Here is a 23,429-nt window from a genome sequence, read left to right as displayed (position 1 = left end):
CGATCAACGCTGCTGCTGGCGTGCAAAGTACAGTCCGACAGCCTGAGCCATCACCTCTGCAAAGTCCTCGCGGCCTTCGGCAGACGCAAGGCGTCTTGCCTCGGATTCGTTCGTGATGAACCCGCTTTCGAAAAGGACCGAGGGGATATCGGGAGCGCGCAAGACCAGCAGGTCGGCCGAGTGCCGGGGTTTCGGGTGAAATTGCACCTTGCCCTCGCCTACCCGCTGGATCAGGCCCGCGAACTCTTCCGATTCCGCACGGGTCCGGCGCCGCGACAGCTCCACCAGAATCTCGTTCACTTCCTCGCTCGCGCCGCCCAGCGAAACGCCGTTAAGCGTGTCGGCTGCATTCTCCCTGGCGGCAAACCTGGCGGCGGCGGCACTCGATGCGCGATCGGAGAGTGTATAGATACTCGCGCCTTCTACTTCTCCGGCATCCCCAGCGCTATCGGCATGGATGGAAATGAAGAGATCGGCTTGGAGGCGGCGCGCCAGTTCATAACGCTCGGCATGAAGAAGATAGCGGTCATCGTCGCGAGTTAACGCAACCCTTGCGATGCCGCGCTCGTCTATCTCGTCGCGAAGCGCTCTGGCCAGACCCAGTACCAAGGTTTTCTCGCGGTACCCCGATGCGCTGGCGCCGGGATCGAAACCGCCATGCCCCGGATCGATGACGACCAGTGGCAAGTTCTCGCGGCCTCGGATTTCGGGAAGTTCCGGCTCATCGGCCTTGCCGGGCAAGGCAGCTCGGAGAACCAGACCTGGTTCTGCCGCAGAAAGGCCGCCTCCCACCGCCACGCCAATTGCTGCGGCAAGCGCGGTTACCGTCACAAGAAGGGGTGCGGCGAGATGCATGATGGATTTCATGGTCACCAAAACCTTAAGGCTTCGTGCACCTTATGCGCAATATAGTTGCCGATCGAAACCCACGGTGCTAGCGCTCCTCATATCGGTTCGGTGCCTCCGATCGGCGCGAAAATCGCGACGAAGAGGGACGCCGATACCGTTTTCGCCCCGCCATCCTGGTGTGGCCCTTATTTGTACAGGTTGATGCACAGAACGCACTCATCCCTTTCCGCAGTTCCTGCGCCGATCTTCGGCAAGACGGCTGCCGCGACGGATGCAAGGGCGCAAATTTTGCGCAGTGCTTCGGATGCAGACACGAATATCCGGACAGACGATCGCAGTGTTCTGAACCGGACCGCTAATGCCGCACTCCCACAGACGGGAAGCGGTTTCCACACACAATCGCGCAGCAGGAAGGACGGGCTCGCCCCGCCCCGCCGCGCATGGAGAATAATTAATGGCAACGCGCATGCTCATCGACGCGCGCCACCCGGAAGAAACCCGGGTGGCAGTCCTCAAGGGAAACCGGATTGAGGAATTCGATTTCGAATCTGCCGACAAGAAGCAGATCAAAGGAAATATCTATCTAGCCAAGGTCACGAGGGTCGAACCTTCGTTGCAGGCGGCTTTCGTCGATTTCGGCGGCAACCGTCACGGCTTCCTCGCTTTCAGCGAAATCCACCCCGACTATTATCAGATTCCCAAGGAAGACCGCGCGGCCCTTCTGGCCGCCGAAGCGGAAGCCGCCGAGGAAGAACAGCGCCTGCGCGCTGAAGAAGAAGAGCGCGGCGAACTTCCCGGCGAAGAATACGATGCCGAGGATGAAAGCTCCGAAGCGCTCGCGGAAGATCTCGCAGAAGACGGGCTCGAAGAAGTCGACACCTCCGACAAGGACAACGTCTCCACGATCGAGGAAGGTCATCTCGACGGCGAAGACGACGACGATAGCGAAGACGGCGACGACAGCGACGACGACGATGCCAAATCGAAGTCACGCTCGCGCCGCGGTCGTGGCCGCCGACAGGGCAAGGGTCGCAGCCGCGCCAAGGAAGTGGACGAAGCCCGCGCAAAGCGCATGGCCCTGCGTCGCAAGTACAAGATCCAGGACGTCATCCAGCGCCGCCAGGTGCTTCTCGTCCAGGTCGTCAAGGAAGAACGCGGCAACAAGGGTGCCGCGCTCACCACCTATCTCAGCCTCGCCGGTCGTTACACCGTTCTCATGCCGAACAGCAGCCACGGTGGCGGCATTTCGCGCAAGATCAATTCGGCAAGCGACCGCAAGCGGTTGAAGCAGATTGTCGGCGATCTCAGCCTGCCCAAGACGATGGGCCTGATCGTTCGCACGGCCGGCCTTTCGCGTACCAAGACCGAGATCAAGCGCGACTTCGACTACCTCGCGCGCCTGTGGGACGAAATCCGCGAAAAAACGCTGTCATCGGCGGCACCTGCGCTCATCCATTCGGATAGCGATCTCATCAAACGTGCCATCCGCGACATCTACAATCGCGAGATCGAAGAAGTCGTCGTCGAAGGCGAAGAAGGCTACAAGTCCGCCAAGGCCTTCATGAAGATGCTGATGCCCAGCCACGCGCGGCGGGTAAAGCAGTATGTCGACCCGGTGCCGCTGTTCCAGCGCTACGGCGCGGAAGACCAGCTGAAGGCGATGTACGATCCGGTCGTCCAGCTGAAGAGCGGCGGCTACCTCGTGATCAACCCGACCGAAGCCCTGGTTTCGATCGACATCAACTCCGGCCGCTCCACCAAGGAGCACAATATCGAGCAGACCGCGCTCCACACGAACCTGGAAGCGGCCAAGGAAATCGCCCGCCAGCTGCGCCTGCGCGACATGGCCGGTCTCGTTGTCATCGACTTCATCGACCAGGAACACCATTCCAATACCCGCAAGGTAGAGCGCGCCATGAAGGATGCGCTCAAGAGCGACCGCGCGCGCATCCAGGTCGGCCGCATTTCGAGCTTCGGCCTCATGGAAATGAGCCGCCAGCGCCTGCGCACCGGCGTTCTCGAGGCGACCACCCGCGAATGCCCGCACTGCGACGGCACCGGTCTCGTCCGGACTGCAAGCTCTGCCGGTCTTTCGGCCCTGCGCCTGATCGAGGAAGAAGCAGCCAAGGGTAAGGGATCGCGTATCCGCCTCGCCGCCAGCACCGAGGCTGCCGTTTACCTCCTCAACGAAAAGCGCAACGACCTGATCGAGATCGAGCAGCGTTATGGCGTCATCGCGGAAGTCATTCCCGAAGGAGAAGATGAGGGCGCAAAGATGACGGTGTCGAGCCACGGGCCGAAACCGAAGGACGCACCCAAGTTCGATACGATTGTCGATGACGAGGATGACGACGAAGAAGAGTTCGTCGAGTCTTCCGACGAGGACGAAGATGATGACCGTCCCCGCAAGAAGCGTCGCCGTCGCCGCGGCGGACGTGGTCGCAACCGAGGCCGCGAACAGGATTCGGACAACGGCGAAGACGAAGATTCCGGCAGCGAACCCGAGAATGAAAACGAAGACGAAGATGACGACGGCGAAGACAAGCCGAAAAAGCGTCGTCGTCGCGGTGGTCGCAGGCGCGGTGGTCGTGGACGCGGCGGCAAGTCCGACGAGGTAACGTCGCAGGACGCGGAGAACCTCGAAGAGGTGTCGGAGCAGATCGTCGAGGACATGGCCGTTGTAGCGGGTCCGGATGACACCCCCGAAACCGCCGGCCAGGCGGCCGAGGAGGAAAAGCCCAAGCGCAAGCGCGCGCCTCGCAAGAAGAAGGTCACCGAAGAGGCCGAAGCGGCTGTCGAAGAGGCACCTGCCGAAAAGCCGAAGCGGACGCGAAGGAAAAAAGCCGACGAGAAGGTAGCGGATGCTCCGGCGAACGCTGAAGATGGCGAGGAGAAGCCCAAGCCGAAGCGCACTCGGAAGAAGAAGGTGGAAGAAACTCCTTCGGAAACCGTCGATGATGCCGCACCGGTCGAGGAAAAACCGAAGGCCAAGCGCCCCCGCAAGAAGAAGGCCACCGAAGAGGTCGCCGATCAGGTCAAGGAAGACATGGCTGTCGTTGCCGGTCCTAAGGACACGCCTGAAACGGCCGAATCCGCGGCGAAGCAGGACGACCAATCAACCGACGAGGGTGGCAAGCCCAAGCGCGGTTGGTGGCAGCGCACCTTCGGAGACTAATGTGATCGACACCGCCCGCCTGGCTTCGGTCAGGTGGGCGGTCGTCCGTCAGACACCCGCGCGGCGGGCTACGCCCCACTCCATCCAGCCCATCACTTTCGGCGTATGGTCGAGATAGGCCTGTCCTAGCGGCTCGACCTCAAAACCCGCGCCGCGCAAGGCGGAGCCAATCGGACGCGTCAGATGGCACCCGCCCGCCAACGGTTTCCAGACCGGCTCGATCCGGTCTTGCCACTTGGCAACGGAGGCATCGGGAGCTCGGCCATGCTCGAGGAAGAGCAAACGCCCTCCGGGTTTCAGGATCCTGCGCAGTTCCCCGAGAACCTTCGATGGATCCTCGACGCTACAAAGCGTATAGGTGCAAACGGCCGTGTCGAATGTGCCGTCGGCGAATGGGATCTCTTCACCGACCCCTTCTCGGATATCCGCAGTCCAGCCACGCTCGCGCGCTCTCTCGCGTGCGCTATCCAAAAGCTTTTCGTTAGGATCGATGCCCGCAAAGCTCTCGACACGATCCGGATCGTATAGCGGCTGGTTGAGACCGCCCCCACACCCCAGTTCGAAAACGCTTCCTTCAGCCAGCGGGACGATCTGCCTACGCCGTTCCTCGATGCCCTTTTGCCCGCAGGCAAGGGTGATCATCCTCGGCATGACATGCCGGTCGTAAAGACTGCGCAAGCCCAAACGCTCTCTCCCCACGTTTTAAGGCAGTATGCCTGAAAAACCGGAAGTGAAAACCGCTTTTGCGCCTATGCACGCCCCTGCCGAAGCAACTCACGGATATCATTGAGGTCTTCAGGCTTATCGACATCGACTGCGGCGAGGCCGTCCGGCGCCTTAACAAGGCTTGCCCTTACGCCCATGCGCGTCCCAAGCATCTCGATTGCCTGCGCCATCGAAAGCCGACCCAGCGCGTATTTGACGAGCGTCGTGAAGCCCAGGCGGCGAACGATCCGCCACGGACGCTTGCGGTCGGCTTCCACCGCTTTCCAGCTTTCGATGGCCCGCCTTGCCCCTTCGTGCTGGAGGTAGAATAGATTGCAACCGGACCATGCTCCGTCCGCAAGGCGAAGGTAGGTCCGCTTCGAGCCGGGCATCGCCGCTTCGATATCGCGACGCTCTGCCAGCATGATCGACAAGTCTGCCGCTTGCGGTGTGGTTTCGACGATGTGCCTGACCCATTCGGGCTTCAGCAGACCATGGTCCGCAGTAGTCACCAGGAGCGGAGCACCCAGCTCAGCAAATGCGATCGCCGTGCTTTCACTCGGCCCTTGCCCGGTAGGGAGAACCTCCAGACCGAGCGAGCGAGCCAGGGCTACGACGTCCGGGTGATCGCACGATACCGCGATACGTCTCGCACCTGCTTCTCGCAACGAGCGCGATACGCGTTCGAGCAGCGCTACACCCTCGAGCTCGATCAGCGCCTTGTGCGGCTTTCCCTCAGTTCCGGCCAGCGGATCTCCGCCCGGCCGCGTGCCCGCGAGAATCAATGCCGAGTAGGTCACGTCGCAGCCGCCTTTTTGCGAAGGTGGCGAAGAATGACCCACACGGTCACGCTCATGGCGACGTAGAAGACGCTCATTGCCAGGGCCACCGCCCATCCAACTCCGACCGGACCCGACGATACGAAAACGAGGATTGCGCCAATCAGTACGGCCAAGGCGAAGAGGCGGACGCGCAGCGCATACTTCGCATGGCCGGTCGAATAGAGCATCGGCTCGTACGAAACGCTGGCAAGCTCGAAGGCGGCGCCCACCGCCAAGGGGATGAGGACCACTGCCCCGCGCGCGTAATCGGACCCGCCGATGAGGACGAGCAGGGGTTCTCCGAGGAATATCGCCAGCACGAGGACCGTGACGCCCGCGAGAGCCGCAATCCTGGTAACCTTGCGCACCAGGACTTCGAAACGATGGGCCTCGTCCGCCATGGACGAAATCGCGAACTCGGGAAGGACTGCTCGCGCGATAAGGACCGCGAATTGTTTTACGCCTTGTGCGAGCTGGTCGGCAAGTCGGTACAGGCCCGCCGCCGAAGTCCCTAGGAAATAGCCCACGGCAAGGAGAGGCCCCTGCCTTACCGCAGCATCGAGTGTCGTTGCGACATAAGTCACGCCGAAGAAGCTCCTGACCCCATCGTTTTCGCGCAGCATCTGGTTCCAGTGCCCGAAGTGCCTGCGGTGGAAGGCCAGTGGTGCAAGGCGCCTTGCGGCGATCCAGTAGAGTGCGGCGGAAAGCAGGTCGAACAATGCCCAGGCGAAGAGGAACTTGCCCACGCTCGCACCGGTCCACAGGATGATCCCGCTGGCAATAAGGCGACCGGTTGGAACCACCGCTTCGATATACATACCCACATCGAAGCGCCCGAGCACGCGGACAATCCCGCTCGGCGTAGTCAGGCGCGACCACATGAGGGCGCAGGCGAACAGAAAGCCCATCGTCACGTACTCGGGATTCAGTTCGAGGATTTCGGCGAACCCGAAATAGAGCAATGCTGCGATCACACAGCCGGTTATCGCGCCGAGCACGTCGGCAGATGTACAAAACCAGATCAGGCGACCAAACCTTGGATGATCTTCTTCAAGGACCGGCTGCGCGCCGAAACGGACCAGCGTCTGCCATGTCTGGAAACCGGCGACGGCCACCAGGGCCTGCGCAGTTCCGAAAATCAGGGAAAAGTGTCCGAAATCCTTTAGGCCGAGGGAGCGCGCAAGGATCGCCAGATAGAAGAAACTGCAGACCGCGCCGAAGCCCTTGCCCCCGAGAATCCAGGCTAGGTTGCGCAGGATATTCGACAACCCGTCACGTCTTTTTGCGGGTTCTGTAGCCGGCTGCATGGCGCGGACCTTTGAACGAAATGTCCTTGCGGTGCAATTGCATGGTTTGCGACTACCCACTACCCGCACTATGGCGCCTGCCATGCGGGCCATATTCCTCTTCAATCACGACGCAGGTCATCAGGTTGCTCACCTTGCGGGAATTGCGGCGGCGACTGCCAGATTGCATCGCGGGATCGAGACGGTAGTCGCCTATGCGACGCCCGAAATACGGGCCCGCTTGGAAGAACTGATCGAGCCTGCTTCGTCTGAGCTGATCCGCTGGGAAGAATTGAAACTATCGGGCTGGCGCAAGGCTGTCGCCACGATCTTCGACCGCGTGCTTCCCGCAAGCCGCCTCATGCGCCTGCGCGCCAATCTTCCGCTATTCGCCAGCGCGAACATGATTATCTCGACGGAGCGGACCTGTCTGCGGCTGAAGAAGCACCTCCCGGATGATCGCATGCCTTACTTCGCGAAGGTGCCGCACGGCGCCGGGGACAGGAGCGTCGCCTACCATCCCGACTACACGCGCTTCGACCGCAGCTTCGTGGCCGGGCCAAAGGTGGTCGACCAGCTTGTTGCCCACGGCGTCGACCGCGAACGCCTCGTCATCGTCGGCTATCCCAAGTTCGAAGGGATCGACCTCGATGCCAAGGCGCGCTTCTTCGACAACGACAATCCGACCTTTGTTTACAACCCGCACTTCGACCCGAACCTGTCCAGCTGGTACGACGAGGGGCCAGAGCTGTTGAAATGGTTCGCGAGCGATGCGGGGAAGGACTTCAACCTCATCTTCGCGCCGCATGTGATGCTGTTCAAGAAAGAGCTTCATGTCTCACCGGAGTACAAGATCGCGCGCAAGCGTCCGGACGTACCGGCAGAGGCCCTCAAAGCCGAAAACGTCCTCATCGACGTCGATTCCACCCGCCTGTTCGACATGAGCTACACGCTCGGAGCCGATGCCTACATTGGTGACGTGTCGAGCCAGATCTACGAATTCCTCGCCCGCCCGCGCGCCGCATTCTTCTTCGACAGCCGCCGCGAGAAGCTGGAGGAAGACGACGAGTGGCACCTGTTCTGGGACGCCGGCCCCGTCGTGCAGACGAGCGCCGAACTTGCGGCCCTCCTGCCCGATTTCGAGCGCATCGCATCGGAATATCGCGACAAGCAGGTCGAGTTATTTTCCTATACCATCGACCTTGGCGATCGTCCGGCGAGCGAGCGCGCGGCAGATGCAATAGCCGCGGCCGTCAAAGAGCAAGCGGGTCGATAACTTTCCAGCCACGCGCCCTCGCCTTCGCGGCGTCGCTTTCAGAGCTGGTGACGAAGAACGGCTCGTCCGCCCAGTCGAGCAAGGGCGCGTCGGCGAAGCTGTCGCTCAGGAAACGTACGTGCGCCGCTGCCCGGTCGATACGCTGGCTCGAAAACCAGGCCAGGACGCGTTTCTTCTTGGTTTCGCCATAGCAGTTTCCGCCGGGTATTTCCTCGCCATTCCAGAGGGTTGCGATCAGATGCTCAAAACCCAATCGCTTCGCGAAGCCTTGTGCGTAAAAGCCGAAAGCGGCCGTTGCCACCATCATTGCAGCGCCCGAGTTGCGGTCATCTTCGACCATTGCCATTACTCCCGGCATTAGCCCGGGGTTGCGTATTCGCGCTTCCGCATATTCGTCGCCAAGCCCTTCCAACCGGTCGAGCCCGACATCGCCGACCATCAGCTTCATGCCGAAACGCTTGAGCGAAGTGCGGGAATAAAGGCCCAACCGGTAACCGATCATCGCTGCGATCCAGACCGGGAAAAGGCCAAGTCGCCATGCCGCATGCCGCCGCGCTGCAAAAGCGAGAAACGGGGTGAAAGTGGGTCGACGCGTCAGCGTCCGGTCGAGGTCGTAGATTGCGATGTGCACTCCCATGCGCTGCCATGTGCGTCTTTTGCACGCAAGCCCGCTGAAATTTGGCCGTTCCGGGCCTTGCACCCCTCGCGTGAACCGCTAGATGGGTTGCGTAACGCAACAGGATCGCTTGAAAATGGCCACGTTTACCCTTCCCAAGAACTCCAAGATCAGCGGCAAGGGCCGTGCTCATTCGGCAGGCGGCGGAACGCGGGTAAAGAAGTTCAAGGTCTATCGCTACGATCCCGACAGCGGTGAAAATCCGCGCTACGACACCTTCGAGATCGACCTGGACGATTGCGGTCCGATGGTCCTGGACGCCCTGTTCAAGATCAAGAACGAGATCGATCCCACGCTGACATTCCGTCGGTCGTGCCGCGAAGGCATCTGCGGTTCGTGCTCGATGAACTTGAACGGCAAGAACGGCCTCGCCTGCACCACCGCGATCGACGATCTGAAGGGCGAAATCCGCATCACCCCGCTTCCGCACATGGAAGTGGTGAAGGATCTGGTCCCCGATTTCACGCATTTCTACGCACAATATGCTTCGATCCGTCCCTGGCTGCAGACCGTCAGCCCGACGCCCAGCGGCAAGGAACGTCTCCAGACCCCCGAACAGCGCGAACAGCTCGACGGTCTGTACGAGTGCATCCTGTGCGCCTGCTGCTCGACCGCCTGCCCCAGCTACTGGTGGAATTCGGACAAATTCCTTGGTCCGGCCATCCTTCTGCAGGCCTATCGCTGGCTGGCCGACAGCCGCGATGAAATGACCGGAGAGCGGCTGGACCAGCTGGAAGATCCTTTCCGGCTGTATCGCTGCCACACGATCATGAACTGCGCGAATGTCTGCCCCAAGGGTCTCAGCCCGGCGAAGGCAATCGCGGAAACCAAGAAGATGATGGCCGAACGCGCAATCTGACGTGGTTCTGCCGGACACCGTTTTCGAACATGGCCCCGATCCGGAAAATCCGGGCTGGCGCCATTGGAACCTGAAGGACCAGAGCCTTTTCAACGGCGCCGTGATGGGCAAGCTCATCACGCGCGTCGACGAAGACGGCCGTTCGCGGCTGCGGATGTTCCCGGAACGCCGGCATGAAAACCTTCAGGGCATCATTCACGGGGCGGTTTCCCTGTCCCTGATCGATATCTCGTTGTTCACGACCATGCACACGATCGGGACCGGCAATGCAGGGCCCTCGGTCACGCTGGAATTGTCCACGCAGTTCGTCGGCGGGGGAGACCCGAAGCGGCCGCTCGACGCGGTCTGCGAGATCGTGCGCGAGACTGGCAGTCTCGTGTTCGTCAGGGGTTCGGTCGTGCAGGAAGAGGATGTCATCTGTGCATTCTCGGGCATCGTGAAGAAGATGCGCACTCGCCCCCTCCCCCAATGACGGGAATGCTCGCCCGCTACGAACGTCTGGTCGCGGCTGGCGAGTTGCAGCCTGACCCCGACCAGAGACGCGCCGCCGAACGCCTCGACAAGCTCCAGAAAGCTCTCGAATCCGAAGAACCGGGAGGATTGCTGTCGCGGCTCTTTCAGGCGAAGAAAACGCGTCCGCAGGGCGTCTACATGTGGGGCGGCGTCGGTCGCGGCAAGTCCATGCTGATGGACCTTTTCGTCGAAACCCTGACCATCGCGGAAAAGCGCCGCGTTCATTTCCATGAGTTCATGCTCGAAGTTGACCGCATGATCCGTGACGAACGCAAGAAAGAAGCGGGCAATCCAATTGCACCCGTTGCCGCACGGATCGCTAACGACGTTCGCTGCCTCGCCTTCGACGAGATGGTGGTCAACAACACCGCCGATGCGGCGATCATGGCGCGCCTGTTTACCGCACTGATTTGCGATGAAGGTGTGACGATCGTCACGACCTCGAACCGACCGCCAAGCGACCTCTACAAGGACGGACTGAACCGCTCGCTCTTCCTGCCGTTCATCGATCTCGTGCAGGCGGAACTCGATCTCGTCCCCCTGAACGGGCCGACCGACTATCGCCTCGACCGCCTCGGCGATCTGGCGACCTGGCACACCCCCCTCGGGAATGACGCTACCGCGCAGGTCAGGGAGGCATTCTTCCGGCTTACCGACTACGCGCCCGAAGATGCAGAGCACGTGCCGAGCGGCGAACTGGAACTCGGCGGCGGACGAACCCTGCATGTGCCCAAGAGCTTCAAGGGCGTCGGCGTTTTCAGCTTCAAACGGCTTTGTGGAGAAAACCGCGGGGCTGCCGACTACCTCGCCATCGCGCATGCCTATCACTCGGTAATCGTGGTCGGCATCCCGCGCCTGTCTCCGGAGAACCGCAACGGGGCGATACGTTTCACCAAGCTGATCGACGCGCTTTACGAGAATAGCGTGAAGCTTTTCGCCACCGCTGCTGCGGAACCCGAAGACCTGTACACATCGGGCGACGGATCGTTCGAATTCGAACGTACGGTAAGCCGTCTGAAGGAAATGCAAAGCGCAGATTACATGGCGCGAGGCCACGGGCTCGCAGCTTAGGCGCTTGGACGCAAATGGCGCAGCGAGCGCTCCAGCATCAGCAATTGCCACAGGGTACGGCCGTTGTCGGACCGACCCTCGATATGGTTCTCGGCAAGGCGGACAAGCGCACTACGCTGAAACCAACCGCTGTCGACCAGGAGGCTGCTCGACGCGATGCGCCGCGCCTCGTCGGCCAGCGGGCCGCGGAACCACTGCGCCAGCGGTGTTACGAACCCCTGTTTCTTGCGGTAAAGGATGTCGTGCGGGAGATAGCGCTCCATCGTGTGCTTCAACAGCCATTTGCCGTCATTGCCACGGATGCGCTCACGCTGCGGCAGTGTGGCACCGAACTCGACGAGGCGATGATCCAGCAACGGCTCGCGTGCTTCAAGGCCGACTGCCATGCTGGTGCGATCGGTCTTCGTGAGGATATCGCCGGGCAGCCAGAACTTGAGGTCCGCATATTGCGCCCGGTCGAGCCCGGAGCGCGCCGGTGCCCTTCGCATCAACTGCTCGAAGGGCTGTTCGGCGCGGTACTCGCCGCGCGCCGTGAGCAGCGTCTCACCGTAAAGACCATCGCGCAGTTCCGGCGAAAGGATCGCCAGGGCGCGCGCATATCCGGCCTCGCCATTTTCGGCCAAGGACAGCAGCGTGGTCTTCGCACGCAAGGGGCGCGGTGCCCAGTCAGCCTTGGGCCACACTTTACCGAGCCCGCTAAAAACCGCGCCGCGCAATCTTGCCGGCAAGACTGAACGGGCCTGTTCTTCCCTCAGCTGGAAGAGATGGCGGCGATATCCGGCAAAGGCTTCGTCGGCTCCGTCGCCGGAAAGGGCGACCGTGACATGCTCCCTTGCCAGTTCGCACACCCGCAAGGTGGGCAAGGCGCTGGCGTCGGCAAACGGCTCGTCGAAGATCGCGGCAATGCGGTCGATTTGGCCGAACTGATCAGACGAGACGATGCGCTCGTGGTGGTCCGTTGCGAAGAGCTTCGCCACCTGCCTGGCGTATGCCGTTTCATCGACGCTTTCGACATCGAAGCCGATCGAGCAGCTCGTTACCGGACGATTACTCGCCTCGCTCATCAGGGCAACGACAGATGAACTGTCGACTCCGCCCGACAGGAATGCACCGAGCGGAACGTCTGCGACCATCCGGCTGGTCACGCCTTCGCGCATGAGGTGCAGCAATTCGGCGGAGCGGTCGGCGGTCTTGCCCCTCGCCCTCCCCTCGAAACTCACGTCCCACCATTGTTTCGGCTCCGGCAGGGGACGCCCATGGTCGAGCAACATGAAATGCCCGGCCGCCAGCTTGCTCACGTTTTTCAGGATTCCGCGATGGTCGGGTACATAGCCCCAGGTCATGTAGTCCTCGATCGCGAGCGGATCGATTTCCCGCCGCATCAGAGGATGAGCCAACAGCCCCTTCAACTCGCTTGCAAAGCCGATCGCGCCGCCCGGAAGCTGCGCTACGTACAGCGGCTTCACACCCAACCTGTCGCGGGCGATGAAAAGCTGGCGCCGGTCGTGATCGTAAAGGGCGAAAACGAACATGCCATCGAGCCGGGATAGGCAATCCGGCCCCCATTTTTGCCAGGCGGCCAGGATCGTTTCGGTATCGCCGTCGGTGCGAAACTTCGCCCCATCCTGTGCAAGTTCGCGTCGAAGAGCGCGGTAATTGTAGATTTCGCCATTGAAGACGATGGTCGCGCGGTCATCCGCCGAATGCATCGGCTGCGGCGAGCCTTCGAGATCGATGATCGACAACCTGCGATGCCCAAGGCCAACGCCCGGAGCAGTCCAGACCCCCGCCCCGTCGGGTCCGCGGTGAGCCAAGGCGAGCGTCATCGCCTCGATCCGCTTGGGATCGACCGGTTTGACCGTTTCGTAGTGAAATATTCCCGCGATCCCGCACATGGCGGAGTGCCCTAGACCAGACGCACCAGAACGGCAAAAGCGATCAGCGCAGTTACGATCGCCAGCGCAACACGCGCGCTCGCCGGTGCGCCGTCGAAGCGCTCGATGACGGGGAATGCGGCGGCTTCCTGTGCGGTAAATCCGGCGTCTTCAGGGTCGCGCTCAAACCAGCGCCAGGCCACGCCCAGCACCAGCGCAATCACGATGCCGAAGAAGAACCAGCCATAAACGATATGGTCGAAGCTGCCTGCCGCTTCCGCGCCCACGTATTGCGCGATGAATATTGTGGCCCAAGCGCGAACACCGTTGGCCACAATGGGCACCACAACACAGGCGAGGAGAAACCATAACCGCCGGTTCCAACTTGTGAAACAGGCGTGTGCCACCAGGATGCCGAGGGTCACCATGGCGATCAGGAACTTCACCCCGGAACACGCTTCGGCAACGATGAAAAGCCCGGCTGGCGTATCGATATATATGCCATCGGACACCGTCTCGATCCCGCTCGCCACGGTGAGCCATGTGGTGATGTGTGCTGTAATCGCTTGCAACTGCGGGATGATCTCATCGCCGAAGGGCACGAGGAAGGAGGAATAGAACAGCGGGAAAGCCAGGACGAGGCTCGCCCGCCCTCCTATCACGGCAATCGCGGCGCCCTGGAACGCTGCCAGCGTACCGGCCTGGGCGATGAGGTTGATGTCGAGTGTGCGGCCCGCCAGCCAGACCGCTAGGCCGACAATGAGCCAGACAAACCCGATCCAGCCTGCCGAGGGACGGATCTTGCGCAGTTCGTCACGCTGCAACCACACCAGCCAGGCGATGATCGCCGGGATAAGCAGGATGTGACTGTAGGTGTCGATATTCCACCACTGGTGCGCCATGCGCGTCCATTCGCGGAAAGTGAGGAGGAACAGGCCCGCCCACGCAAGCAAGACACGCACCACCGCACCTGACCAAGACCCGCCGTGTTCCGCCGGACGATCCGCAGGAGCCACATCAAGCTGCACGGCAGTTCTCACCCGTGGGCTGCACGATGCAGGCCACCTGCCTGTAGATCGCTTCCCAGCTCATCTCGCGTGCGACAAATTCCCGCGCCTTCGCCCCGATTGCCGCACCATCGAGATGCCCATCCAGCAAGTTTCGCAGTATTTCGATCATCGCGGCATCATCGCTCGCGATCAGGAAATGCTCGGCATCGCGTGCCGGGATTCCTGTCGCCGCCCCTTCGGTAAGAACGACAGGTCGTGCCATGGCCATCGCTTCAAGGACCTTGTTCTGGACCCCCCTGGCAATCGAGAGCGGCGCGACGACTGCATCGGCTTCGGCCAGGAACGGTCGCATGTCGGGCACTCCGCCCCACACGGTCACATTGGAAAGCTTGCCAAGCTCGCGAACGGCATCGGTGGGCGCGCGCCCGACGATGTGGAAATGCGCGCTCTTCTCCGCAGAAATTCTCGGCAGGATCCGGTGCGCAAATCGCTCCACCGCCGCGACATTGGGGGCGTAATCCATCTGTCCGGTGAAGACGATATTCGCCGCATCCTGCGAAAACTGCGGAGGCGACAGGTCCATTTCGGGATCGAAATACCGCGTATCGACGCCATTGCCGAAGTAGCGGATATTACCAGCTTCCGGTCGACCGACGCGCGAACGCAGCAGATCGGCCTCGCTCTCGCTTATCAACGTGGTCACGTCGGCGCGGTCTGCAACACGCTCCTCTTCCATGGCGAGAAGGCGGCCCTCCCGCCCGTTGATCCACGCCATCTGTCCAGCTTCGGCATAGGCTTCGAACTTCGCGCTATCGACATCGCACAGGTCGATCACCACGCGGCCGCCAAAGCTGTCCGGCACATATTGTCCCATCTGGCCCGAAAAGACGACGATCGTATCGATCGGGTTTGCGGCAAGCGTGCGCTCCACCCATGATTGCAAGTTGCGGTCTTGGAATGCAGCGAGGCTCACCGGCTTGTTTGACAGCAGGGCTTGCAAGCCCGCCAAAACCAGCGGCTTCTTCCTGTCCGCCACGTGACATGATGCAGCGATGGCAGAGAGTTCTTCGCGGTGGTCGCGATCTTCCTGCGTTTCGGCGAAGGTCCCGACATGGACCGGGCCAAGCCCCACCAGTGCCTTGAGCAGGTGATGCGAGCGGATCTTGTCTCCGCGGTTGGGCGGAAACGGCATCCGGTGCGCAAGGAAGAGGATTTCGCCCATGCTATCCCAACCCGCGCGCAATCCAGGGGCCGATCAAGTTCGCCACTGGAAGAGGAAGCTTCTTCCAGAGCTCGATCTTCGCCGAATAGCCGTCGTCGGTCGGGTCGATATTGCGCGCCTTTACGCCCGGCGCAGTCCAGCGACGATAGGTGAGCGGCTCAGGCTCGAAGCCCCAGTTCTTCTTGAAAGCGAACGGTCCGCTGCCGGTCTTGGAGCGGCCGAAATCGAACCGGTCCATCCCCTTGCGACGGGCGTGGCACATCAGTTCGTAATACATGCGCTCGTTTGCGCGAACAGTGCGCGCTTCCCAACGTCCGCCACCCCAGTAGGGCATGACCGCTCCATCGTGATAAAGCGACAGCACGCTCGAAATTGGGCGACCCTCGTGCGACACTGTGAGGATATCCGCGTCATCCCCGAATGTTTCGATCACGGCAGCAAAAAGACTGCGCGGAAAGACTGGCGTACCGAGGTTGCGCACGCTTTCTGAATAGCACTGGTAGTGCGCCTCCAGATCCCGCTCGCTACGACCGACGGTGACCTCCAGGTCGTTGGCCAAGCCCTTGCGAACCTCTGCACGCGCCTTGCGCGGAATGGCGTGCAGCTGCGCTTCGTTGTCGCTTTCCAGAACCCTGACGAAGCCGGCGTGCTGACCTTCGATGCGGTCCCAGCCTTCGCCCGCATCGGGCGAGCGGAGTTCGACGGTCGAGACACTAAGACGCGTGGCAAGTTCGGCAGCGGAAGCTAGCAGTGCCTCAAGCACCCGCTCATCTGTAAACAAGGGACCGCCTCCGACTGCGAATCCGCTCGACACCAAGGCCCTGCCGAATAACGGCGAGTGGACATCACTAAGCGGCAGCCATCCACAGATCGCACCGCCGCGTTCTGCGACGAGCCCTAACGCTCCCTGCCCGGTGCCCGCTTGGATCGCGGCCAGCCATGTGGGACGTTGGAATACGTTGCCGTGATTTTCGCGCACGAAATCCTCGATGCGTGCGCGTTCCTGCGCGCTTTCCAGATCTGCAAGCGCTACCGATGTCTTCATGGCGACCGGCGCATTCACGCGGCCCAGTCCATGGCGCGCGCACGTTCGATCTGCGCCACCTCGTCCATGCGTCCCCACGAAAAGTCGTCGAGCAGGCCCCCGAGCTTGCCCGCCATGCGGGACAGGTTGGTGTAATGGCGCAGGCGCGAACGCAGCGGCGCTCCGGCTACGCGAGGTTGTTCCGGATCGATTTCCCAAGGGTGGAAATAGAAGATCGCCGGGCGCCCTTCTGCCCGATTGACCTGCCGGATGGCCCAGCGGCTGAAGCCGTAAGGCAGGACGCGGAAGAAGCCACCGCCTCCGGCCGCAAGCCTGCGATTGGCGAGAACGGCTGTCGTCACGGGAATCTCGATGAGATCGCTGCCTGCAACCGGATAGAAGGCAAAGCGCGGAGCATCGGGCCAGCCATAGTGATCGTGTACAACCGGCGCGACGCTGGATGAATAGGTATATCCGTGCTCGGCCAGCACATCGTGGGCCCATGGATTACGCGCATCAATGGAAAAGCTCGGCGCGCGATAGCCGGTGATAGCGCACCCGCTCGCGTCTTCGAGGATGGCGCGCGATTTCGCGAGATCTTCGGAAAACTGCTTCCGCGTGAAGGTGAATACGCGCGTATGGTCGTAACCGTGGCTGGCGAGTTCGTGACCGCGTTCGACGATGGACCGCATGGCAGATTTGTTGCGTTCGGCAATCCAGCCAAGGGTGAAGAAGGTCGCCTTGACGCCCGCCTCGTCGAACAGGTCGAGGATACGCGCTACATTGTCGCCGACGCGCAGTTCCAGGCCGTCCCAGTCTTCGCGCTTGAGCGTGTTTTCGAAAGCGCCCACCTGGAACCAGTCTTCGACGTCGACCGACAGGCCGTTGACGATGTTCCCCGGTTTCATGGACGCCCCCTCCGACGCCGTCACGCCGCTTCGCGGGTTCCGGTCGACTCGAAATAGTCGATCATCATCGTCAGCACATGTCGCAGCGAACGCTCTTGGTCGTCGAGGCGCTGTTCTATGGCGGAGAGCCGCTGGTCGATATCCTCGGGCACGGCGCCCTCGCTATCCTTGGCGGCAGCGAGCTTTTCCACCTCGCGGCGCAGCGCCGCCATGTGCTTGTCCCGTTGGGCGAATGCGCCTTCGATCGCTTCGATCTGATGATCGAGAAGGCCCTTCTCGCGCGCCGTGTTGTCCGCTTTCGACATTGCAGGCGCACTTTCGGTCCGAGCCTTGGCGATGGCGTCGGACGCAGGCAGGTTGCGATCGGGACGCGCGCGCTGCGGCGTCTCCTGCGCTTCGGCAGAGGCATCGCCGCTCATCTCTTCGATCACCGCGTCGAGCATGTCGACCTCGAGCATCGACTGTTCTTCCAGCGATCCCATGAGCAGCAGGCGGTTCATAACCTGGTTTACCTTGCGCGGAATGCCGAGCGTCGCCTTGTGCAGGCGCGGCCAGATCGCGCTGGCGAATTCGGGGTTTCCGGTCCAGCCCACGTGCTCGAGCCGGTGCGTGACATAAGGCTCCATTTCACCGGGCTGCATGGGCTCGAGGTGGTGTGCCGCGATCACGCGCTGGCGCAGCTGCTCGAGCTCGTCAGACTGCGCGAGCAAGTGCTTGAATTCCGGCTGGCCAAGAAGGAGCGTCTGCAACAGCGGGTGCGAACCGAGCTGGAAGTTCGACAGCATCCGCAATTCCTCGAGCGCGCCGATCGACAGGTTCTGTGCTTCGTCGACGATCAGCAGGACACGGCGACCGCCACGCGCTTCTTCGTGGAGGAACAGTTCTATCGCCGCCAGCGCACTTGCCTTGTCTCCGCCTTCGACATCGAGGCCGAAGCTGCGCGCCGCGACGTGGATCATTTCTTCCCCGTCCAGTGCGCTCGTCACGACTTCGCCCACGGTCATGCGGCGGTCGTCCAGCTTCTGCTTGAGATGCGCAACCAGCGTCGACTTACCAGCGCCCACCTCGCCCGTGATGACGACGAAGCCTTCACCCTGGTTGAGGCCATAGCCGAGATAGCTCAGCGCCTTCTTGTGCGTGATGCTCTCGAAATAGAAAGCCGGATCGGGGGTGAGCTGGAAAGGGCGCTCGGTAAAGCCGTAGAATTCCTCGTACATCGGAACGTCCTTATCAGAAATCGTAGCGCAGGCCGAGAAGCGCGCTCGCCGCACGAATATCCGCCTCGCTGAGTTCGGAATCAACGGCGTAGATCGAAACCGCAGCGCGAGCGGAAAGCTTCTGCCAGATGGGTTGGTAATAGGATGCGGAGCTTCCGTATGAGAAAGTATCGCCGATTTCGCCCACGCCGCTGTCGAACCAGCTGCCGAACGTATTCACGCTGAAACTGCCTTCCCAGATGGGCCCGCTGACCCCTGCGGTCACGTAATAGCTTTCGTCTACGACGTCGTTGGCTGCAGCTAGAACGGTGCCCTGTGCGGCGATGAACTTGCGGTTGTCGTATCCGGCAGCAATGCCAGCGGTCATCAGGCCTATGCGGCGCGTGTAACTCGCCACGACGCCGCGGCCGCGGAACACCGAGGAGCGGACGGAACCGAGCAGACCCGCCAGGCAATTGCTGCCGACGGTCGGACTGGTGCAGCCGGTGATGTCGCCCGAAACCGGATCGCGCAGCACTTCGAAGTCGGTCGGCAAGGCGGCCAGCGCATCGTTGACCCGTCCACCGAAACCCTGAAGCGAATCGTAGACACCCACGGAGACGTTCGACCTGCTGTCGGGCTGCCAGTTGAAGCTGCCGTAGTAGGTATCGCTGTCGTAGCGGCGGCCGAATGTCGCCTGCAACTGAGTGCGGCTGCTTGGGCGCCAGATCACGCCGACGTCCCAGATCAGGCCGTCAGCTTCGTAGGCGATACGGCGGGGGCTGCCCTCGTCGACCAGATAGCGGCCGTTCGCTCCGATAACGGGATTGCCGTCACCATCGCGCACGGCATCGCGCGATGAAACCTCGACGTCCTCGACGCCTGCCCCTGCGACGATCGCGAGCGTGCGCGAAACCGGGATGGTCACATCCCCGCGCACGTAGGCATCCCTCACCCGCTGTTCGAGATTGTCGATATCTTCCTGGTAGAAACCTGCGCCGACACCCACGCCGACAGGGAAAGGCATCCCCGGCGCCGTTGCCGCGCGAACCATGGCCGAATGGGAGACGCTTTCGTCGAACAGGTCGATTTCGTCACCCTGCAGGGTCACAAATTCCGGACCGTCGATCCGCGTATAGCCGATCCTGTAATTCGCATCGATCTGCACGTCCTCGACACGCGTAGTCAGGGTGGGACCGGCATAGAGCGAATAGGTCTTGGTCGTCGTGTCGTCATCGCCGATGATCGGGGCGATGACGGAACCGCCGGCTCCTGCGGTCCGCGTCCGGCTGGCAAGAGCGCCTGCCTCGAACTGCAACGTGCGTGGGATAATGGCCGTGTAGGCGCGGGCCAGACCTGTGATGCGGTCGGTATCGCGGGCATTGTCGTTCCAGGCGAAATTGCGCTCGTAGCGCACCGACACCGCGGCCCCGCTGTTTCGCCCACGCAATTGCGCGTCCACACCGGCGGCAAGCTGGGTGTAGGTCACGACATCGTCGCCCGGCGACATCTGCCAGGTGAAGACCTGCGACGCCTCGATGTAGGGGTCGATACGCGTCCGGTCGATCGCGCCCGTACCTTCGTCCTCGCGCTCGCCATTGCCATAGCCCTGCGCAGCCGCAGGGGCCGCACAAAGCGCAAGCGCCGTTGCAAGAAGAGCGAATAGCCGGTTCACGCCATTATTCCCCGTACCCGTAATAACTGCCGAACTTACGGCCGCTCGGGCTGAACGTGGCGTCATTCAGCAACAGGCGGATGTCGGGACAGGCGGAAAGCAGGTCGATCGCATCTTCGAGCGCTACCTGGCCGGTCACGTCTGCGCGGGCCACCAGCAGGGCCTGGCCGACGTGCTTTGCCAGCTCGCTTGCAGGCGTTGCCGCAAGTGCCGGCGGGCTATCGAAAACAATCATCCGGTTCGGCGCACCGCGGGTAAGCCGGTTGAGGACCTCCCAAGTCCGTTCGCTGGCAAGATATTCGCTGTCCCGCCCGGTGCGAGCGCCGGCCCCGAGCACCCACAGTCCGGGAATATCGGTGCCGATCACATGGTCTTCCACGTGGCTGGATGGGTCTGCGAGAACGTCCATGAAACCCGTTTCGTGCGACAGGCCCAGCTTCGACAGGATGCAAGGCTTGCCGAAATCCGCGTCGATCAACAGGACTTCGCTGTCGCGCTCGGCAGCCATGGCCAGCGCGAGATTGAGGGCACAGAAGGTCTTGCCCTCGTTCGGATGCGGCGAGCACACCAGCACACGCCGCGACACCGCAGTACCCTCGGCGTTGGCCGAGGAGAGAACCTGCCGTTTCACGATCCGGAATTCTTCGAGCAGGCGCGATGCACCTCCGTCCGGATCGATCAGCCCCTGCTCGCGCAGGAGATCGCGGGAAACCGGATGCCGCTCGCCGGAGAACTGTACGGCCGGCTGCGCATCGCTGCGGCGGCGGCCCTGGATTTCCGGTGCAGTCTGCCTTTCCGGTTCGGCTTTCGCTTCCACCCGTGCTGGTTCCACCGGCACGGGTCCGACTGGTGCGGGCTCAACCGGCGCGACCTTTGCCGTTGGCGTGCGCTTGGCAGCGAACTTCGTCTTCGCATCAGCGTCGAGCATGACTGGCACGGCCGCAGGGGCAAGCTTGTCCAGACCGTAGGCTCCGCTCGCCCTTTCGAGCAGCGAATCCTGCTTGTCCTTCGCTTCCGCCTTGTCGCGGGGGGTTATGTTGGTGGGCTTGTTCACGCTCATTTCCTCAGGCAACCGAACCCACTTGCACCAGCTCGACGATGAGCAGCAGCAGGCAAAGCGCAGCCAGTGCACCAGTGCCCGCGAAGAACTGTTTCAGCCGCAGCTTTTCGTGCTGCGCCGCAGCTTGCGTTATCGAGCGTGAAACCGTCCCGATCACGGGCAGATCCAAGGCGCTCTCCAATCGCTCTGCAGTCGTGAAGCTGGACTTCAGGAGACCGAGAACGAACGCGACGCCTGCCCCGATGGCGAGGCCTGCCATGAGCACGCCGACCAGCAGCAAAGGCCGGTTGGGCGCGGCAGGGGTCTGCGGCAGGATCGGCGGATCGATCACGTCGAACTGGAAGGAATTGCGGTTGGTTTCGTAGTCTCCGCGAACCCGCATCCGCTCCCTGCTCTGGAGAAGTTCGTCATACTTCTCCTTCTGGACCTCGTAATCGCGGCTGATACGGCGCGCTTCTGCCGCCACGGCAGGTTCGGAAGCCTGCGAGGCGATAAGGGCCGTAATGTCGGATTGCAGGGCAACCTTGCGGGCCTGAAGGGCTTGCACATTGGCCTGCCGCTCGGCCCGGATGGAGACGAGAGAGCTGTAGGCCGGATTGATGGTCGCGCCCGCATCGCTCGGAGAAGCGTTTGCCTGCTTGCGCAAGGCCTCTACCTGCCGAACCTGCGCGACGACATCGGGATGGCTGTCGGTAAGGCCGCGTGCCCGCATGGAGGCGAGCTGCGATTCCGCCTGGAGAAGCGCGCCTTGCGGCCCGCCACCGGCACCCGGCATCACCATCGTCCGGGGCGTCCCGGCAATCTGGCCGTTGATCGCTGCCAGCGAGCTCTGGGCGGCAGCAATGTCCGAATCGACGTTGCGCATTTCACTGCGCATGGTTTGCAGGCGCATCCCGCTTGCGCCCGCTCCTGCAACGGCTTCCGGATTCGCTGCTTCGAACGCCAGGCGACGCTCCTCGATCGCTTCGAGCTCCGCCTTGCGTTCTTCCAGGGCCTGCTCGAGGAAGATCATGGTCTGGGCCACATCGCCGCGATTGTCGGCGATGTTCTGTTCGCGGAACAGGTCGATCGTACGCTGAACGACTTCCTGGGCCAGCTTGGCGTTCTCCGCATCGGAAAAGCCGCTGCGGCCGATGGTCGCGGTGATCTCGAACAGGTTTTGCTGTTGCAGGCTGACGCGAATGTTTTCCGACAGGGCAGCGACCGCGCTCTGCATCTCCAGATCGGTCTCCACCTTGTCCCCAAGCCGGGTCGAGCGGATGATCTTTTCAAGGTTCGTGGTGCTCGTCAGCGTCTGGCGGACGCGGGTGATCGCTTCCTCACCGCCATTGGCGATTTGCAGCTCTTCGCCCAGCACGTCTTCCAGTTCGACGAAGATGCGCGCCCTGCTTTCGTAGCTGTTGGGGATGAGCGCCACCGCCATCCAGCCCAGAACGCAAATGCCCCACGCAACCGCAAGCGCTATCCAGCGGCGGTTCCAGATCGTGTGCAGCGCGCTGCGAAACTGGTCGATGATGTCCTGCATGCCCCCTGCCCCGCCTTAGAAGGCGCTTTCCGGGATGATGATAACATCCCCGGGCTGGAGCAGCACGTTGGCATCGCTGTCACCGCGCTTCAGCAGGTCGGTGAGACGAAGCGCATATTCGCGCTGCGAGCCGGAATTCTTGTCGTAGCGGATGAGTTTCGCGCGGTTGCCTGCCGCGAATTCGCTCAGGCCGCCGACGGAAATCATCGCATCGAGAACGGTCATGTTCGCCCGATACGGCAAGGACGCGGGTTTTTCGGTAGCGCCGACGATGCGGATTTGCTGGCTGAACGTACCCGCGAATTCGTTGACGATGACCGACACCAGCGGTTCTTCGATGTACTGGCTCAGCTGCTCACGGATGGCTTCCTCCAGCTGGGAGGGCGTCTTGCCGACCGCAGCGAGGTCTTTGACCAGCGGGATCGTGATACGGCCATCGGGGCGCACCTGGATGTTCTCTGCACCCAGTTCCGGATTGCGCCACACATGGATGGTCAACTCGTCGAGCGGCCCGATGATGTACTCCGCACCTGGCTCTTCCTGGGCGGACACAAAGGTTGCCGGCGGCAGTTCTTCACCACCGGTTGTGGCACAGCCCCCCAAGGAAACTCCTGCGCCAAAGACGAGAGCGAGAGCGGCAGATCGCGACGATTGCATTCCGAAAATCCCTGATAGTGGATGCACCTGCAGCAGAGGTTGCAGGC

General features: G+C 62.0%; 20 protein-coding genes. 5 read left to right on the top strand and 15 right to left on the bottom strand.

From position 1 onward, the window contains the following. Nucleotides 1-3 precede the first annotated feature (3 nt). On the bottom strand, nucleotides 4-867 hold the full coding sequence (locus tag CVE41_RS14005; protein ID WP_100261209.1) for an N-acetylmuramoyl-L-alanine amidase family protein: 864 nt from the start codon (nucleotides 865-867) through the stop codon (nucleotides 4-6). A 436-nt stretch (nucleotides 868-1,303) separates the two neighbouring features. On the opposite strand from CVE41_RS14005, the gene CVE41_RS14000 reads away from it, so the two are divergent. Then, nucleotides 1,304-4,024 (top strand): Rne/Rng family ribonuclease, encoded by a 2,721-nt coding sequence (locus tag CVE41_RS14000; protein ID WP_100261208.1) that lies wholly within the window; start codon nucleotides 1,304-1,306, stop codon nucleotides 4,022-4,024. Nucleotides 4,025-4,072: 48 nt separating this feature from the next. Here CVE41_RS14000 and CVE41_RS13995 read toward each other — a convergent pair whose 3' ends face one another. The 3 genes from CVE41_RS13995 to CVE41_RS13985 all read right to left on the bottom strand — a co-directional run bounded on the left by CVE41_RS13995 (nucleotide 4,073) and on the right by CVE41_RS13985 (nucleotide 6,857). Then, nucleotides 4,073-4,666: a class I SAM-dependent methyltransferase gene (locus tag CVE41_RS13995; RefSeq protein ID WP_332835718.1), complete on the bottom strand. Its 594-nt coding sequence runs from the start codon at nucleotides 4,664-4,666 to the stop codon at nucleotides 4,073-4,075. 107 nt (nucleotides 4,667-4,773) lie between these two features. Beyond that, complete coding sequence (locus CVE41_RS13990; RefSeq protein ID WP_232725719.1) at nucleotides 4,774-5,529, bottom strand: nucleotidyltransferase family protein; 756 nt, start codon at nucleotides 5,527-5,529, stop codon at nucleotides 4,774-4,776. Further along, on the bottom strand, nucleotides 5,526-6,857 hold the full coding sequence (locus CVE41_RS13985) for a lipopolysaccharide biosynthesis protein (protein WP_100261205.1): 1,332 nt from the start codon (nucleotides 6,855-6,857) through the stop codon (nucleotides 5,526-5,528). Before CVE41_RS13985 ends, CVE41_RS13990 begins: the two co-directional genes overlap by 4 nt. Nucleotides 6,858-6,939: 82 nt before the next feature. Here CVE41_RS13985 and CVE41_RS13980 point away from each other — a divergent pair, with 82 nt between their 5' ends. After that, on the top strand, nucleotides 6,940-8,112 hold the full coding sequence (locus tag CVE41_RS13980) for a hypothetical protein (protein WP_157799522.1): 1,173 nt from the start codon (nucleotides 6,940-6,942) through the stop codon (nucleotides 8,110-8,112). Here the strand turns inward: CVE41_RS13980 and CVE41_RS13975 are convergent. After that, nucleotides 8,090-8,749, bottom strand: coding sequence for an HAD family hydrolase (locus CVE41_RS13975; protein WP_100261203.1), 660 nt, complete (start codon nucleotides 8,747-8,749; stop codon nucleotides 8,090-8,092). The two genes, CVE41_RS13980 and CVE41_RS13975, sit on opposite strands and share 23 nt — an antisense overlap. 115 nt (nucleotides 8,750-8,864) lie before the next feature. Here CVE41_RS13975 and CVE41_RS13970 point away from each other — a divergent pair, with 115 nt between their 5' ends. Genes CVE41_RS13970 through zapE form a run of 3 tightly spaced genes read left to right on the top strand, consistent with a single transcriptional unit; the run spans nucleotide 8,865 to nucleotide 11,231 of the window. Continuing rightward, the gene (locus CVE41_RS13970; protein WP_100261202.1) at nucleotides 8,865-9,647 is read left to right on the top strand and encodes a succinate dehydrogenase iron-sulfur subunit; all 783 of its coding nucleotides are present in this window, start codon (nucleotides 8,865-8,867) and stop codon (nucleotides 9,645-9,647) included. 1 nt (nucleotide 9,648) lies between these two features. Continuing rightward, complete coding sequence (locus tag CVE41_RS13965) at nucleotides 9,649-10,119, top strand: PaaI family thioesterase (RefSeq protein ID WP_100261201.1); 471 nt, start codon at nucleotides 9,649-9,651, stop codon at nucleotides 10,117-10,119. Continuing rightward, entirely contained in the window at nucleotides 10,116-11,231 is a 1,116-nt protein-coding gene (gene zapE, locus CVE41_RS13960; protein ID WP_100261200.1) for a cell division protein ZapE, read from the top strand. The genes CVE41_RS13965 and zapE overlap by 4 nt, the downstream gene beginning before the upstream one ends. Here the strand turns inward: zapE and CVE41_RS13955 are convergent. Genes CVE41_RS13955 through CVE41_RS13910 form a run of 10 tightly spaced genes read right to left on the bottom strand, consistent with a single transcriptional unit; the run spans nucleotide 11,228 to nucleotide 23,382 of the window. After that, complete coding sequence (locus tag CVE41_RS13955; RefSeq protein ID WP_100261199.1) at nucleotides 11,228-13,126, bottom strand: XrtA/PEP-CTERM system amidotransferase; 1,899 nt, start codon at nucleotides 13,124-13,126, stop codon at nucleotides 11,228-11,230. The genes zapE and CVE41_RS13955 overlap by 4 nt on opposite strands. Before the next feature lie 11 nt (nucleotides 13,127-13,137). Beyond that, nucleotides 13,138-14,145, bottom strand: coding sequence for an exosortase A (gene xrtA / locus CVE41_RS13950; RefSeq protein WP_232725718.1), 1,008 nt, complete (start codon nucleotides 14,143-14,145; stop codon nucleotides 13,138-13,140). After that, nucleotides 14,123-15,337: a TIGR03087 family PEP-CTERM/XrtA system glycosyltransferase gene (locus tag CVE41_RS13945; protein WP_100261198.1), complete on the bottom strand. Its 1,215-nt coding sequence runs from the start codon at nucleotides 15,335-15,337 to the stop codon at nucleotides 14,123-14,125. Before CVE41_RS13945 ends, xrtA begins: the two co-directional genes overlap by 23 nt. A 1-nt stretch (nucleotide 15,338) precedes the next feature. Further along, entirely contained in the window at nucleotides 15,339-16,382 is a 1,044-nt protein-coding gene (locus CVE41_RS13940; protein ID WP_198507672.1) for a FemAB family XrtA/PEP-CTERM system-associated protein, read from the bottom strand. Between the two features lie 14 nt (nucleotides 16,383-16,396). Continuing rightward, entirely contained in the window at nucleotides 16,397-17,269 is an 873-nt protein-coding gene (locus tag CVE41_RS13935) for an XrtA system polysaccharide deacetylase (protein WP_100261196.1), read from the bottom strand. A 20-nt stretch (nucleotides 17,270-17,289) separates the two neighbouring features. After that, entirely contained in the window at nucleotides 17,290-18,486 is a 1,197-nt protein-coding gene (locus CVE41_RS13930; protein ID WP_100261195.1) for an XrtA/PEP-CTERM system-associated ATPase, read from the bottom strand. 13 nt (nucleotides 18,487-18,499) lie between these two features. Beyond that, nucleotides 18,500-20,140 (bottom strand): preprotein translocase subunit YajC, encoded by a 1,641-nt coding sequence (locus tag CVE41_RS13925; protein ID WP_100261194.1) that lies wholly within the window; start codon nucleotides 20,138-20,140, stop codon nucleotides 18,500-18,502. A gap of 4 nt (nucleotides 20,141-20,144) precedes the next feature. Next, nucleotides 20,145-21,200, bottom strand: coding sequence for a P-loop NTPase family protein (locus tag CVE41_RS13920; protein WP_100261193.1), 1,056 nt, complete (start codon nucleotides 21,198-21,200; stop codon nucleotides 20,145-20,147). 4 nt (nucleotides 21,201-21,204) lie between these two features. Then, the gene (locus tag CVE41_RS13915; protein ID WP_100261192.1) at nucleotides 21,205-22,725 is read right to left on the bottom strand and encodes an XrtA system polysaccharide chain length determinant; all 1,521 of its coding nucleotides are present in this window, start codon (nucleotides 22,723-22,725) and stop codon (nucleotides 21,205-21,207) included. A gap of 15 nt (nucleotides 22,726-22,740) precedes the next feature. Then, complete coding sequence (locus CVE41_RS13910; protein WP_100261191.1) at nucleotides 22,741-23,382, bottom strand: XrtA/PEP-CTERM system exopolysaccharide export protein; 642 nt, start codon at nucleotides 23,380-23,382, stop codon at nucleotides 22,741-22,743. Nucleotides 23,383-23,429: the final 47 nt, after the last annotated feature.

Source organism: Qipengyuania seohaensis, assembly GCF_002795865.1.
GTDB classification, from domain to species: domain Bacteria; phylum Pseudomonadota; class Alphaproteobacteria; order Sphingomonadales; family Sphingomonadaceae; genus Qipengyuania; species Qipengyuania seohaensis.
Note: the sequence above shows the minus strand (reverse complement) of the source record. Positions and strands in the feature narration are given on the sequence as shown.